At 62.7% G+C, this 14,606-nt stretch carries 13 protein-coding genes; 6 read left to right on the top strand and 7 right to left on the bottom strand.

The window, feature by feature from the left end; translation table 11 throughout:
• Positions 1 to 197 precede the first annotated feature (197 nt).
• From RAC97_RS09810 to RAC97_RS09800, 3 genes are all read left to right on the top strand, one after another.
• On the top strand, positions 198 to 2,891 hold the full coding sequence (locus RAC97_RS09810; RefSeq protein ID WP_375099537.1) for a putative bifunctional diguanylate cyclase/phosphodiesterase: 2,694 nt from the start codon (positions 198 to 200) through the stop codon (positions 2,889 to 2,891).
• A 165-nt stretch (positions 2,892 to 3,056) separates the two neighbouring features.
• Complete coding sequence (gene msrA / locus RAC97_RS09805; protein WP_375099536.1) at positions 3,057 to 3,725, top strand: peptide-methionine (S)-S-oxide reductase MsrA; 669 nt, start codon at positions 3,057 to 3,059, stop codon at positions 3,723 to 3,725.
• Positions 3,726 to 3,728: 3 nt separating this feature from the next.
• Positions 3,729 to 4,352, top strand: a complete 624-nt coding sequence (locus RAC97_RS09800) for a glutathione S-transferase (protein WP_375099535.1) — start codon at positions 3,729 to 3,731, stop codon at positions 4,350 to 4,352.
• Positions 4,353 to 4,431: 79 nt separating this feature from the next.
• On the opposite strand, the gene RAC97_RS09795 is transcribed toward RAC97_RS09800, so the two are convergent.
• A complete protein-coding gene (locus RAC97_RS09795; RefSeq protein WP_375099534.1) occupies positions 4,432 to 4,935 on the bottom strand; it encodes an ATP-dependent zinc protease in 504 nt (167 codons plus the stop codon).
• Positions 4,936 to 5,116: 181 nt separating this feature from the next.
• Here RAC97_RS09795 and RAC97_RS09790 point away from each other — a divergent pair, with 181 nt between their 5' ends.
• Positions 5,117 to 6,004, top strand: a complete 888-nt coding sequence (locus tag RAC97_RS09790; protein ID WP_375099533.1) for an acyltransferase — start codon at positions 5,117 to 5,119, stop codon at positions 6,002 to 6,004.
• Between the two features lie 14 nt (positions 6,005 to 6,018).
• Here the strand turns inward: RAC97_RS09790 and RAC97_RS09785 are convergent, their stop codons facing one another.
• The gene (locus RAC97_RS09785) at positions 6,019 to 6,594 is read right to left on the bottom strand and encodes a DUF2780 domain-containing protein (protein WP_379671483.1); all 576 of its coding nucleotides are present in this window, start codon (positions 6,592 to 6,594) and stop codon (positions 6,019 to 6,021) included.
• Positions 6,595 to 6,898: 304 nt separating this feature from the next.
• On the opposite strand from RAC97_RS09785, the gene RAC97_RS09780 reads away from it, so the two are divergent.
• Positions 6,899 to 7,798 (top strand): RHS repeat-associated core domain-containing protein, encoded by a 900-nt coding sequence (locus tag RAC97_RS09780; protein ID WP_379671482.1) that lies wholly within the window; start codon positions 6,899 to 6,901, stop codon positions 7,796 to 7,798.
• 99 nt (positions 7,799 to 7,897) lie between these two features.
• The gene (locus RAC97_RS09775; RefSeq protein WP_379671481.1) at positions 7,898 to 8,113 is read left to right on the top strand and encodes a hypothetical protein; all 216 of its coding nucleotides are present in this window, start codon (positions 7,898 to 7,900) and stop codon (positions 8,111 to 8,113) included.
• 21 nt (positions 8,114 to 8,134) lie between these two features.
• On the opposite strand, the gene fdhA is transcribed toward RAC97_RS09775, so the two are convergent.
• From fdhA to RAC97_RS09750, 5 genes are all read right to left on the bottom strand, one after another.
• Positions 8,135 to 9,334 carry a formaldehyde dehydrogenase, glutathione-independent gene (gene fdhA / locus RAC97_RS09770; RefSeq protein WP_379671480.1) on the bottom strand — a complete coding sequence of 400 codons (1,200 nt, stop codon included), beginning with the start codon at positions 9,332 to 9,334 and terminating at the stop codon, positions 8,135 to 8,137.
• A 271-nt stretch (positions 9,335 to 9,605) separates the two neighbouring features.
• On the bottom strand, positions 9,606 to 10,463 hold the full coding sequence (gene purU, locus RAC97_RS09765) for a formyltetrahydrofolate deformylase (protein ID WP_379671479.1): 858 nt from the start codon (positions 10,461 to 10,463) through the stop codon (positions 9,606 to 9,608).
• Positions 10,464 to 10,475: 12 nt separating this feature from the next.
• Complete coding sequence (locus tag RAC97_RS09760; protein WP_379671478.1) at positions 10,476 to 11,108, bottom strand: sarcosine oxidase subunit gamma; 633 nt, start codon at positions 11,106 to 11,108, stop codon at positions 10,476 to 10,478.
• 142 nt (positions 11,109 to 11,250) lie between these two features.
• The gene (locus RAC97_RS09755; protein WP_379671477.1) at positions 11,251 to 14,268 is read right to left on the bottom strand and encodes a sarcosine oxidase subunit alpha; all 3,018 of its coding nucleotides are present in this window, start codon (positions 14,266 to 14,268) and stop codon (positions 11,251 to 11,253) included.
• Complete coding sequence (locus RAC97_RS09750; RefSeq protein WP_379671476.1) at positions 14,265 to 14,597, bottom strand: sarcosine oxidase subunit delta; 333 nt, start codon at positions 14,595 to 14,597, stop codon at positions 14,265 to 14,267. The genes RAC97_RS09755 and RAC97_RS09750 overlap by 4 nt, the downstream gene beginning before the upstream one ends.
• Positions 14,598 to 14,606: the final 9 nt, after the last annotated feature.

Here is a 14,606-nt window from a genome sequence, read left to right as displayed (position 1 = left end):
GGTGCCATGCGCGGCGGGGCCCTCGCGGCGCTTCGACGCCCCGGCAAACCTTCAGATATTCTTGCATCAGCCGACAATCTGTACGGTGCTCCCTACATGGCCGCTTGCCAGCCTTCGGGACATGATGCACCCTTGCTCAACGCGCCACCGCCTGTACGTGGCAACCGCGCCCACTGCCCTGTTCAAGCGAGTCTTCGATGAAAAGCCAACCCGATGCCGTCAGCCGTGTGGCGGCCGAGGTCGTGACGCAGCTACCCGTGCCCTCGCGGCTCGGCATGCTGCGTTTCGAGCGGCTGAACGAGGCCAGCTGGGCGATGCTTTACCTCGACCCTGGCTGCGATCGCCAATTCGGCCTGCCGGCAGGCGAGCTGTGCGCCCTGATCGGCTCGCCCTACGCCAGCCTCATGGAGCCCGAAGCGCGCTACCGCCAGCATGACCAGATCCAGGCCCAACTGGCCCAGCGCGGCCATTACCGGGTGCGCTACACCTTGCACTGCGCCACCGGGACCTTGCGCCTGCTGGAGACCGGCGAAGCCTACAAGCAGCACAACCGTCAGCTGCTGCGCGGCTACCTCACCGTGCTGGACGACCAGCAGGACGAAGGTAGCGACCAGGACACCAATGACCTGGAGTCGCGCAACAGCCGGCTGGAACTGGCCCTGCAGCTGAACCAGCGCGCCCAGCAGGAGCAACTCGAACACCTCGAGCGGGTACACGCCCAGCAGGACCTGATCCTGCGCCTGGCACGCCAGCGCTACAGCGCCAGCAACTCGCTGCTGGAAGCCGCCGAGCTGATCACCCGCAGCGCCTGCGAGATCTACAAGCTCGACTGCGCCAGTATCTGGTATCTCAACGAGCAGCGCCTGGAACCGATCAGCGCCTGGGACCAGAACGCCCAAGCCTACCGCCTGCCAGAGCCGATCGACGCCAGCCAGTTCCCCGATTACCTCGACGCCCTGCACGCCAGCCGCGCCATCGACGCCCACAACGCCAGCCACGACCCGCGCACCCGTGAAATGGCCGAAGTGCTCTTCAACAGCAACGACAACGCCATGCTCGACGCCAGTATCCGCGTCGATGGCCAGGTGGTGGGCGTGCTGTGCCTGGAGCAGACCGGCCTGCCCAGGGCTTGGCAGTCCGACGAAATCGCCTTTGCCGGCGAGCTGGCCGACCAGTTCGCCCAGGTCATCACCAACCACAACCGACGCACCGCCACCAGCGCCCTGCACCTGTTCCAGCGGGCGGTCGAGCAGAGCGCCAGCGCCTTCCTGCTGGTGAACCGCGATGGCGTGGTGGAGTACGTCAACCCAAGCTTCACGGCGATCACCCAGTACAGCACCGACGAGGTGCAGGGCCGCCACCTGGCCGAGCTTCCGGCGCTTGAGAACCTCAACCAGATCCTCTTCGACTCACCCTCGAGCCTGGCCATGGGCAATAGTTGGCAAGGCGAGTTCAAGAGCCGGCGCAAGAGCCTGGAGCCCTACTGGGGCCAGCTGTCGATCTCCAAGGTGTATGGCGACAACCGCGAGTTGACCCACTACATCGGCATCTACGAAGACATCACCCAGAGCAAGCTGGCCCAGCAACGCATCGAACGCCTGGCCTACACCGACAACCTGACCAGCCTGGGCAACCGCCCCGCGTTCATCCGCAGCCTCGACGAGCGCTTCGCCCGCGACGGCAACAGCCCGATCTGCCTGCTGCTGGTGGACATCGACAACTTCAAGCGCATCAACGACAGCCTCGGCCACCAGACCGGCGACAAACTGCTGATCAGCCTGGCCCGCCGCCTGCGCAACAGCTTGAGCGACGGCGGCAGCCTGGCGCGTTTCGCCAGCAACGAGTTCGCCGTGCTGCTCGACGACACCAGCCTGGAAGACGGCCAGGGCGTTGCCCAGCAGTTGCTGCGCACCCTCGACAAACCCATGTTCGTCGACAACCAGCTGATCAACGTCACCGCCTCCGTGGGCCTGGCCTGCGCGCCGCTGCACGGCAGCGACCCCGCTACCCTGATGAAGAACGCAGGCCTTGCCCTGCACAAGGCCAAGGCCAACGGCAAGCACCAGGTGCAGGTGTTCACCGAGGTGCTCAATGCCGAGGCCAGCTACAAGCTGTTCGTCGAGAACAACCTGCGCCGCGCCCTGACCCAGAACGAACTGGAAGTGTTCTACCAGCCCAAGCTGTGCCTGCGCAGCGGCCGCCTGCTGGGCCTGGAGGCGCTGCTGCGCTGGAACCACCCAGAGCGCGGCATGATCCGCCCCGACCAGTTCATCAGCGTGGCCGAGGAAACCGGGCTGATCATCCCCATCGGCAAGTGGGTGGTACGCCAGTCCTGCCGCATGAGCAACGAGTTGCGCAACGCCGGAATGGGCAACCTGCATGTGGCCATCAACCTGTCGCCCAAGCAGTTCTCCGACCCCGAGCTGGTCAGCTCGATCGGCACCATCCTCGAGGAAGAAGCGCTGCCCCCGCATCTGCTGGAGCTGGAGCTCACCGAAGGCCTGCTGCTGGAAGCCACCGAAGACACCCGGCGCCAGCTCGACGACCTCAAGCGCCTGGGGCTGACCCTGGCCATGGACGACTTCGGCACCGGTTATTCGTCGTTGAGCTACTTGAAAAAATTCCCCATCGACATCATCAAGATCGACCGCAGCTTCATCAGCGAGATCCCGGCCAACCAGGACGACATGGAGATCACCTCGGCGGTGGTGGCCATGGCCCACAATCTCAAGCTCAAGGTGGTCGCCGAAGGCATCGAGACCGCCGAGCAACTGGCATTCCTGCGCAGGCATCGCTGCGACGTCGGCCAGGGCTACCTGTTCGACAGGCCGATTCCCGGGCGCGAGCTGGTCGAGAAGCTCAAGCGCTACCCGCGCGGGCCAATTGACTGACAGCGGCACGAAGCTCGGGCACTATTGGCAACAGCGTCGGCCTCTTCGCGGGCAAACCCGCTTCCACAGGATTCGCGCCCACTGTAGGAGCGGGCTTGTCGGGGCGCCGAACCGCCGCGAAGAAGGCCACAACCTATCCCACAGAAAAGACACAGAGGAACCACCATGGTCCTGCGTTCTGAAATCCTGGTGAACAAAAACGTGATGCCCACCGCGGAACAAGCCTTGCCTGGCCGCGACACCCCGATGTCCCTGCCCGAATTCCACTACGTGTTCAAAGACACCCCGCTGCTCGGCCCATTCTTCGAGGGCAACATCGACTTCGCCATCTTCGGCCTGGGTTGCTTCTGGGGCGCCGAGCGCCGCTTCTGGCAACGTGAAGGCGTGGTCAGCACCGTTGTCGGCTATGCCGGCGGCTTCACCCCGCACCCCACCTACGAGGAAGTCTGCTCGGGCCTGACCGGCCACACCGAAGTGGTGCTGGTGGTGTTCGACAAGGACAAGGTCAGCTACCGCGAGCTGCTGGCAATGTTCTGGGAGCTGCACAACCCCACCCAGGGCATGCGCCAGGGCAACGACATCGGTACCCAGTACCGTTCGGCCATCTACTGCACCAGCCCGGAACAGCTGGAGCAGGCCAAGGCCAGCCGCGAGGTGTTCCAGGGCGAACTGGACAAGGCCGGTTTCGGCCAGATCACCACGGAGATCGAGCAGGCGCCTACCGTCTACTTCGCCGAGGCCTACCACCAGCAATACCTGGCCAAGAACCCGGAAGGCTACTGCGGCATCGGCGGTACCGGTGTCTGCCTGCCACCGAGCCTGCAAGGTAACTGAGCCATGGCGACGATGACGCTGTTCCACTCGCCGCTGTCGCCGTTCGTGCGCAAGGTCATGGTGGTGTTGCACGAGACCGGTCAACTCGAGCGCGTGACCCTGAAAAGCGTGAATGTCAGCCCGGTAAGCGGCGATGACCAGCTCAACCAGAGCAACCCGATCGGCAAGCTTCCGGCCCTGCGCCTGGACGACGGTACTGTGCTGCACGATAGCCGGGTGATCTGCGAATACCTCGACCACCAGCACGTCGGCAGCCCGCTGCTGCCCCGTGAGGGCTCGGCGCGCTGGCGTCGGATGACCCTTGCTTCACAGGCCGATGCGATTCTGGATGCAGCGGTCTCCAGCCGCTACGAAAGCTTCCTGCGCCCTGAAGACAAACGCTGGGGCGGCTGGCTGGACGCGCAGTCGCAGAAGATCCGCCGCAGCTTGGCAGACCTGGAGCGACAGCACCTGGCCGAACTCGCCTCGACCTTCGATCTGGCGGCGATAGGCGTGGCCTGTGCCTTGAGTTACCTGGACCTGCGCCAGCCCGAGTTCGGCTGGCGCGAACAGCAGCCAGGGCTGGCCGCCTGGTACGCCGAGGTGAGCCAACGGCCATCGATGGTCGCTACTGCCCCGGTTGCCTGACCTACCCTCTTCGCGGGCAAGCCCGCTCCTACACGACCTGTGGGAGCGGGCTTGCCCGCAAGGAGGCCATCACCGGCAATCAGCAGTCAGGCTTGTCCGCCGTATAACGCCGTGCTGGGTTTACAGCGGCCTTGAATTCACGCAGGGCCTTGGCGCCGATCAGCAAGGGGTAGTTGAAATTGCTGCGGTCGGTCAGGTTCACTTCCACCGTGCGCTTCACCTCCCCCAAGCACAGCTGCAGTTCGACCACCGGGCGCCGCGCCGCCTCGGCCGGCTCCTCGTCCTCATCGTCATCGCCGCTTCGGGCCTTGATCTTGCTGATACGCGCCACCTTGTGCTCATAGACCTTGCCGTCGGAATCCTTGGTGGCCAGGCGGAAGCGTACCCAGTCCTCGCCGTCGCGGGTGAAGGTCTCGATGTCCTTGGCCGACAGCGAGGCGGTCAACGCCCCGGTGTCCATCTTGGCCTTCAGGGTTTCGCCGAACTCCGGCAGCTTGATGTACTCGTAACGGCCATAGAGCGTCGGGTCGGCGGCCATCGCCGGCAATGCCAGCAGCGACAGGAGGGCGAGCAGAGGTTTCACGGGCAGTATTCCTTGAGATGAGACAGTGCTTAGACTGCGTCGGCAGGATAGGTTCGTTGTCACAGCTTATCCAACACAATGTGAAACATTTGTGCCGCCCGCTGGGCACTGGAAGTTTGGCTTAGGACGCTGCCCTGCTTATCATTGCCAACCGCAAAATTCACACAACAAGAGTCTCCTTATGCGTCGCCTGCTGACCGGCATTCTTACTACCCTGCTGCTGTTGCTGAACACGTTGGTGATTATCGGCCCGCTGCTGGTTTTCGCCCTGCTCAAGCTGGTACTGCCCGGCCGGGGCCGCGACTATGCGTCGGCAGCGGTGATGTGGTGCGCCGAAACCTGGTCTGAAATCGACAAAGCCATCTTCGCCCTGTGCATTCCCACCCAGTGGGATATCCGTGGCATCGAAAACCTGCGCAAAAGCACTTCCTACCTGTGCGTGAGCAACCACCAGAGCTGGGTCGACATCCCCGCATTGATCGAGGCCCTGAACCGCCAGGTGCCGTTCTTCAAGTTCTTCCTCAAGAAAGAGCTGATCTGGGTGCCGCTGCTGGGCCTGGCCTGGTGGGCGCTGGATTACCCCTTCATGAAGCGCTACAGCAAGGCCTTCCTGGAGAAGCACCCCGAGCTCAAGGGCAAGGACCTGGAGATCACCAAAGCGGCGTGCGAGCTGTTCAAGCGCCAGCCGGTGACCGTGGTCAACTACCTCGAAGGCACACGCTTTACCGAAGCCAAGCGCCAGGCCCAGCAGTCGCCCTACCGCAACTTGCTCAAGCCCAAGGCCGGCGGCGTGGCCTTCGTGCTGGGCGCACTGGGCGAACAGCTCGATGCACTGCTGGACGTGACCATCGTTTACCCCGGCAACAAGGCGCCCGGCTTCTGGGACTTGCTCAATGGCAGCATCAGCCGGGTCATCATCGATATTCGTGTGCGTGAGCTGGACCCGGCCCTGTGCACAGGCGACTACGAAAACGACCCGGCGTTTCGCCAGACCGTGCAGGCCTGGGTGAACCAGTTGTGGGAAGAGAAAGACCAGCGCATCGAGGCACTTCGCGCCGAGATGCGCTAAGCACAGCCCAGGCCTCAGACCGAGGGCTGGGCCAATGGCGCCGGGCTGTTCCACAGGCTGCCCAGGTTCTGCAGCAACGAACCGGCGATACCCTGCTGCCCCAGGTACTGAAGGATCAACGGCGCGAACTGGCCGACCATGCCGGTATCCATGCCCAGCGCCTTGAAGGCGCTGTCCAGGTCGCTGCGGTTCTGCACATCGTTGCCCAGCGCCTTGTTCAAGGCCGACTGGCCTTCACCGCTGTTGCCCAGCAAGCTGCCCAAACCACTGAGCCCACCTAGTGCGTTAGCCCCGGACAACAGGTCCAGCCCCGGCACAGCCTTGGTCAACTGGCCATAGTCGTCGCTGCTCAGGTTGTTGCGCGCCAACCCCAGCATCGCCCCAGCCCCGCCCACGGCCTGCTCGGGGGTGATGTTCAGTTCGCTGCCCAAGGTGTGCAGCAGATTGGCCTGGGCGGCGGGTGCTTGTACCTGGCCTTGCGGCGTTGGCGCTTGCATGGCGGATACGGCGTTGGCAGCGTCGCTTAAGTTGAAGGCGAATGCCGGGCTGGCGGCCAGGGTGAGCAGCGTTGCAAGGGTGGATGCTTTCATCGGGTGGTACCTCACGGGCCAGGATGGCCGGAAAACGAGGATTTGACTAGGCACAGAAGGCTTTGTTCCGGGTCAGTCATCGCTGTTCACGCGCAAGGCTTATCACCCGACTCGCGCTAACTGACAGAAGCCAAAGTGGATCAGATTCACCGAGTGCCTACCTGGTAAATTTGCTAGTTGAACGATTTACTTACTCGCCCGAAACTAAGTTCCCTGAGACCTACAACAGCTAAAACGTCGGCAGATGTAGAATTACATGGAATCAAATTAAACTTGATAGCATTCAAATCACGTGACCTCTCCCATGGGAAGAAATTCTTCATCTTTACTGGCCACCGATCTCGCTCAGTCTATCGTTCAGCGGGTCATGCCTGACGGCCAGTCCGTCCCTATTGCATACACCGTCTACGGGTACAGTGCTCAAATATCGAACCTGTCATCTCCAATCGCTTTGAACGGCGAGCTTTACAACGCCCTCACCCAAAATTACTGGTTAGGAAATGGCAGGCGCATGTTTAGCCCTTCACTCATGCGTTTTTGCTCGACCGACACACTGAGCCCGTTTGGCGTAGGCGGCGTAAACAGCTACGCCTATTCATCGAATGACCCCGTTAATTTTCATGATCCTTCGGGTAACTTCAGAATACCCATCTGGGCCAAAGAACTGGCAAGCGCCAAACCGTTCCAGTCCCTAAAATCAATTTACTCCCGCCCAGCAAGACCCAAACTTGGAAAATTCACAGAAGGGACATTTAGTTGGACAGAGCGAGTCGGAGGGCTTGCGCATGCGGCTCAGAACATGAAACCGAAAAAATTTGATGAATACTTCAATAGCACATTTCCTGGGAATGACGCTTTGCGTGACGCAGTGTCGGCTACAAATGCGTTACGCATCGCGTCGACACCGCCTGGTGGAGCAGGGCTTTACGCATCTTTCAAGAGGGCATCTGGCCGAGGAGGATGGGGGGGAGAAGTTACATCAAAGCACTTTCGAGGCGTGACACGTGCTCATGCAGATCGACTGGAAATCACGATGAAACACTGGGCGACCGAAGGTAAATTCTGGTTTAAACATTACTCAACCTCCTCCGACCTAACTAAAATACTTGATTACTTTCAAAACTATCGCCTAGAACCAAAAGCCCTACCTCAAACAGCCATAACGCAACGGATCCAAAACCTGCGCAGCCCCTCGCCTCTCTAGATCATTTACCAAAATTTTCAGTAGTAAGCTTCTGCATTGCCCAAGAAGTAATCGACGGCCGCACTAAAAGAGTGACAGTGATTAAAACAGGAGGAACTCATGAACTCACAAAATAAAGTCACACATTTTTTCTATCAAAACGGAAACCTCGTCACGGTCAATGATAGTGATAGCAAACGCTCTATCATTCGTAACGCCCATATGCCGCTAGCCGAGCAATGCTTTACAGATGGCGGTGGCAGCTTGCTGGCAAGTGACGAAAAAGGCTCGGTGCTGGCTGTCAGCCAGAAGGATGATGAAAAAAAGAGCCCCTGACCGGGGCTCTTTCATCAACACTCACGCCGCACTGAACGTCTTGTGCGGGTCAATCACAAACTTCTTCGGCACACCCGCATCGAACTCGCCATACCCTTCCGGCGCTTGATCCAGGCTAATCACCTGCACCCCCACCACTTCGGCAATGTTGATGCGGTCCCACATGATCGCCTGCATCAGCTGGCGGTTGTATTTCATGGTCGGGGTCTGGCCAGTGTGGAAGCTGTGGGATTTCGCCCAGCCCAGGCCGAAGCGGATGCTCAGCGCGCCGATTTTCGCGGCGGCATCGACCGCGCCAGGGTCTTCGGTCACGTAGAGCCCCGGGATACCGATGCTGCCAGCAACGCGGGTCACCTGCATCAGCGAGTTCAGCACAGTGGCCGGAGCCTCGTGCTTGGCACCTTCGTGGCCGTGGCCACGGGCTTCGAAACCTACGGCGTCCACGGCGCAGTCCACTTCTGGCTCGCCAAGAATGTCGACGATCTGCTCGTGCAGCGGGGTGTCCTTGGACAGGTCGACCACCTCGAAGCCCTGGGACTTGGCATGGGCCAAGCGCAGCGGGTTCAAGTCACCGACGATGACACAGGCAGCGCCCAGCAGGCGGGCCGACGCCGCGGCGGCCAGGCCGACGGGACCTGCACCTGCCACGTACACGGTGCTGCCCGGGCCGACGCCGGCAGTCACGGCGCCATGGTAGCCAGTGGGCAGAATGTCCGACAGGCAGGTCAGGTCACGGATCTTTTCCATGGCCTTGTCGCGGTCGGGCAGTTTCAGCAGGTTGAAGTCGGCGTACGGCACCAGCACGTATTCGGCCTGGCCGCCGGTCCAGTCGCCCATGTCGACGTAGCCATAGGCGCCGCCAGCGCGGGCCGGGTTGACGGTCAGGCACACGCCGGTGTGCATTTCCTTGCAGGAACGGCAGCGCCCGCAAGCGACGTTGAACGGTACCGACACCAGGTCGCCGATTTTCAGGCGCTCGACGTCGCGGCCCAGTTCGACGATTTCGCCGGTGATTTCATGGCCAAGTACCAGGCCGACCTGGGCAGTGGTGCGACCGCGGACCATGTGCTGGTCGGAGCCGCAGATGTTGGTGGAGACCACCTTGAGGATGACCCCGTGCTCGATCTTCCTGCCACGCGGGTCCTGCATCTTGGGGTAGTCGATCTTCTGTACTTCGACCTTGCCAGCGCCGAGATACACCACTCCACGATTACCAGACATGCTCTTACCTCGCTTGATTTGTATTTATGCAGCGTTGGTTGAAGCGCCGCCGTCCATGGGCGACATGTGTTACTGGAATGCAGGGAATTGTGGGCGCGATGGCCGAAGGTGCGCTGACTGGAAGCGACAGGGGGTTGTCTGTTTGCGGCGCAAGAACCCGGGGCCGCTTCGCGCCCCATCGCGACACAAGGCCGCTCCCACAGAGGCGTCACATGCGCTACATCTGTGGGAGCGGCCTTGCGTCGCGATGGGCTGCAAAGCAGCCCCAATGTCAAAGCACCACAGTACGATTGGCGTTCAAGAACACCCGCCGCTCGATGTGATACCCCACCGCCCGCGCCAAGGTCAGGCATTCGATATCGCGCCCCTTGGCGATCAAGTCCTCGGGGTAATGGCTGTGGTCCACCACCTCCACGCCCTGGGCGATGATCGGCCCCTCGTCCAGGTCGTTGTTGATGTAGTGCGCGGTGGCGCCGACCATCTTCACGCCCTTGTTGTAGGCCTGGTGGTAGGGCTTGGCGCCCTTGAAGCCCGGCAACAGCGAGTGGTGGATGTTGATCGCCCAGCCATCGAGCCTGCGGCACAGCTCGGGCGACAGCACCTGCATGTAGCGGGCGAGAATCACCAGCTCAGCGCCGGTCTGTTCGATCACATCCAGCACCTTGCGCTCCTGGGCCGGCTTGTCGTTCGGGTCCAGGGCGAAGTGGTAGTAGGGGATCTTGTGCCAATGGGCCAGCGGTTCGAGGTCGGGGTGGTTGGACACCACCGCGACCACGTCCATGGCCAGCTGGCCGATGCGCTGGCGATAGAGCAGGTCGTTCAGGCAGTGGTCGGCCTTGCTGACCATGATCACCACCTTGGGGCGGTGGTTCGGCGCGGTGAGCTCGAAGGCCATGCCGAACGCTTCGCTGCGCTCGGCGAAGCCTGCACGGAAGCCGTCTTCATCGAAGCCATCGGGGGCGCGGAACTCCACGCGAATGAAGAAACGCCCCGACAGCCGGTCATCGAAGGAATGGTGCTCGGTGACGTAGCAGCGCTGCTCGTAGAGGTGACGCGTGACCACATCGACCGTGCCGAGCATGCTCGGGCAGTCGGCGGTGAGAATCCAGGTATCCGGTGCCCGACTCATGTGCTGCGCTCCTTATGCCTCGATGGCCAGGCCGTACTCGGCCGACGCATCCTGCAGCCACAGCCACCAGTAGTCGGAGAAGCTGCGGCGAATCACCAGCTCCCAGGTGTCCTCGGCTGTACGGCGAATCACCAGTTGCGACTTGGCGAACACGGTGCCGACAGCCTTGCCGACCGGGAAGTTGTTCGGGTGTACATCATAGCTGGTGGATTTCATCAGCACCTCGCGCACATTCGGGCCGCGCAGCTCGAGCAGGGTCTGCCCGCCGCTGACGTTGACCACCTGCACGTGCTGGCCGTCGAGAGCGTCGCGCAGCTTCTGCTCGGTGGCGAACTCCTGGCCCGCCGGCACGATCAGCAGCCACTCGTCCGGGCCGACCCATTGCAGCGACATCTCGCCGTTGGCCACCACGGTCAAGGCCACCGGCAGCTCCAGGCCCAGGGCCTTGTGCACGGCACCGGCGAAGGCTTGGTCATGGCCGTTGCCACGAATGGTCAGGTGGCCGAGGAGTTTCTTTTCGCGCAGGGTGACGCCTGCGTTCTTGCGGCCCTTGCCGACCAGGCTGGCCAGGTCGGCGTGGTGCAGTGGCGACTGGGCCTTGGCATCGCTGCCGGGGTTTTGCTGGAAGACGTTGATAGCGCTCATTTCTTACCTGCCTTGAATTCTGTAGGTCAGGGCGACGCCGAACCTGTAGGAGCGGGTTTACCCGCGAAGAGGGCGGTGAATCCACCATCGCATTCGCGGGTAAACCCGCTCCCACAGGGTCCGGTGTTGCCAGCCGGAAGCCTTAGACGTTCTGCCGCTCACCCTTCGGATCGAAGAACACCGAAGACACGATTTCCGCCTCGATCACGCTGCCATCGGCCTGGGGCGAATACACCCGCTCGCCCATGCGCTTGAGGCCGCCCTTGACCACGCCCATGGCGAACGAGTAGCCCAGGGAGTTGGCCGCATAGCTGGAGGTGACATGGCCGACCATGTCCATCGGGATCGGCTGCTTCGGATCGAACACCAGCTGGGCACCTTCGGGCAGCCACACGTTCGGGTCCACAGGCTTGAGGCCCACCAGCTGCTTGCGGTTCTCGCGGGTGGTGTCCTCGCGGTTCATGCCGCGCAGGCCGATCCACGAATACGACTTGTTGCGGCCCACGCACCAGCTCATGTTGAGGTCGTCCGGGGTCATCGAGCCGTCGGTGTCCTGGCCGACGATGATGAAGCCCTTCTCGGCGCGCAGCACGTGCATGGTCTCGGTGCCGTACGGGGTCAGGTTGTACTTCTTGCCCGCCTCGACGATCTGCTCGAGCACGCCCATGGCGTAGTTGGCCTGCACGTTGACCTCGTACGACAGCTCGCCGGTGAACGAGATACGGAACACCCGCGCCGGTACGCCACCGACGTTGCCCTCCTTCCAGCTCATGAATGGGAAGGCGTCCTTGTCCAGGTCGATGTCGCTGATTTCCTCCAGCAGCTTGCGGCTGTTGGGGCCGGACAGCGTCATGGTCGCCCAGTGGTCGGTAACCGAGGTGAAGTACACCTTCAGCTCCGGCCATTCGGTCTGGTGGTACAGCTCCAGCCATTGCAGCACGCGGGCTGCACCGCCGGTGGTAGTGGTCATGATGAAATGGTTGTCGCCGACGCAGGCGGTCACGCCGTCGTCGAAGACCATGCCGTCTTCCTTGCACATCAGGCCATAGCGGGCCTTGCCCACGTCCAGCTTGGTCCAGGCGTTGGTGTACACGCGGTTGAGGAATTCGCGCGCATCCGCACCCTGGATGTCGATCTTGCCCAAGGTCGAAGCATCGAGCAGGCCGACACTGTCTCGCACGGCCTTGCACTCGCGGGCCACGGCGGCGTGGATGTCTTCACCGGCCTTGGGGAAGTACCAGGGGCGCTTCCACTGGCCGACGTCCTCGAACTCGGCGCCGTTCTTCACGTGCCAGGCATGCAGCGCGGTGAAGCGCACCGGCTCGAACAGGTGGCCACAATGGCGGCCCGCTACCGCGCCGAAGGTCACCGGCGTGTAGTTGGGGCGGAACATGGTGGTGCCCATTTCCGGAATGCCTATGCCGAGCGAACGGGCGGCGATGGCCAGGCCGTTGATGTTGCCCAGCTTGCCTTGGTCGGTACCGAAGCCCAGGGCGGTGTAGCGTTTTACGTGCTCGACGGACTCGAAGCCTTCGCGGGTAGCCAGTTCGATGGCGGCGGCGGTGACGTCGTTCTGCTGGTCGACGAACTGCTTCGGCGCACGGGCAGTGCCTTTGTCGTGGGGCACCTGGAACAGCGCCAGGGTGGCCTCTTCCTTGCGCTGCAAGGTTTTCGGAAGCACGCCGGTGCTGGCTTTGAAGCCTGCTTCGGTGGCTGCGCGAACGCCGCCTTCGAAACCATCGGCCAACACATCGCCCAGGGCGTAGACGCCATTCACGCCGCCCACGCATACGCGCTTCTGCGGCGCATCGCCCGGCACGAAGCCAAGGATGTCTTCACGCCACACCGGGCGACCACCCAGGTGAGAGGCCAGGTGCACTACCGGGCTGTAGCCGCCGGACGTGGCGATCAGGTCGCAGTCGAGTGTTTCGCCTGGGCTGGTGACCTTGTGCGCCTGCGCATCGATGGCGGCCACGCGGGCACCGGTGACGTGCTTGCTGCCCTTGGCCTCGATCACCGCACTGGAGGTGAGGATGCGAATGCCCTTGGCCCGCGCCTCTTCCACCAGCGAACCGCGTGGGTTGTGGCGGGCATCGGCGATGGCCACTACCTGCAAGCCCGCGTCGTGCCAATCCAACGCTGCACGGTAGGCGTGGTCGTTGTTGGTCGACAGCACCAGCTTGCGGCCCGGCGCCACGCCGTAGCGGCGCACATAGGTCGATACCGCGCCAGCCAGCATGTTGCCCGGCAGGTCATTGTTGCCATACACCAGCGGGCGCTCGTGGGCACCGGCGGCCAATACCACGCGCTTGGCGCGGACACGGTGCACGCGCTGGCGCACCTGGCCGATGGGTGCGCGGTCGCCGAGGTGGTCGGTGAGGCGCTCGTGGATGGTGAGGAAGTTGTGGTCGTGGTAGCCGTTGACCGTGGCACGTGGCAGCAGGGTCACTTCCGGCAGCGCCTCGAGCTCGGCGATGGTCGCCGCGACCCAATCGGCCGCAGGCTTGCCGTCGAGGGTTTCGCGGCTGTCGAGCAGGCTGCCACCGAACTCTTCCTGTTCGTCGGCCAGGATCACCCGCGCGCCGCTACGCCCAGCGGCCAGCGCGGCAGCCAGGCCCGCGGGGCCGGCACCGACGATCAGCACGTCGCAGTGCTGGTTCATGTAGTCGTAGCTGTCCGGGTCGTTCTGCAACGGTGCGCGGCCCAGGCCTGCGGCCTTGCGGATGTACTTCTCGTAGGTCATCCAGAACGACTTGGGGTACATGAAGGTCTTGTAGTAGAACCCCGGCGGCATCATGTTGCCGCCGACCTTGCCGATGATGCCCATGACGTCATTGTTGACGTTCGGCCAGCCATTGGTGCTGCTGGCCACCAGGCCGGCGTACAGGGCCTGCTGGGTGGCACGCACGTTGGGGATCTGCGTGGCTTCGCTGGCGCCGATCTGCAGGATGGCGTTCGGCTCTTCGGTGCCGGCGGCGATGATGCCGCGCGGACGCGAGTACTTGAAGCTGCGCCCGACGATGTCCACGCCATTGGCCAGCAGCGCGGCGGCCAGGGTGTCGCCGGCATAGCCTTGGTAGGTCTTGCCGTTGAAGGTGAAGTTCAGCACCTTGCTGCGGTCGATGCGACCGCCGCTGGCGAGGCGATAGCTCTGGCTCATACTTTTTCCCCTTGGCCCTTGGCGGTCGCGGCGGCGGTGGTCTTGCCTGCGGCGGTGACCTGAGGCTTCTCGCCGATCTTGTAGGTTTCCAGGATCTCGTAGGTCACCGTGTCACGGGTGACGTTGAAGTACTGGCGGCAACCGGCGACGTGGTCCCACAGCTCGTGGTGGATACCACGCGGGTTGTCGCGGAAGAACATGTAGGTGCCCCACTCTTCGTCGGAGCAGGCGTTCGGGTCCAGCGGGCGGGCGATGTGCGCCTGGCCCGAGGAATGGAATTCTTCTTCGGAGCGCAGCTCGCCGCAGTGGGGACAGAAGATTTGCAACATGACGGTTGT

Origin of the sequence: Pseudomonas sp. LS_2 (assembly GCF_042709235.1) — a bacterium.
Classification (GTDB): domain Bacteria; phylum Pseudomonadota; class Gammaproteobacteria; order Pseudomonadales; family Pseudomonadaceae; genus Aquipseudomonas.
The sequence above is the reverse complement of the archived record's forward strand: the minus strand, read 5'-3'. Positions and strand labels throughout refer to the sequence as shown.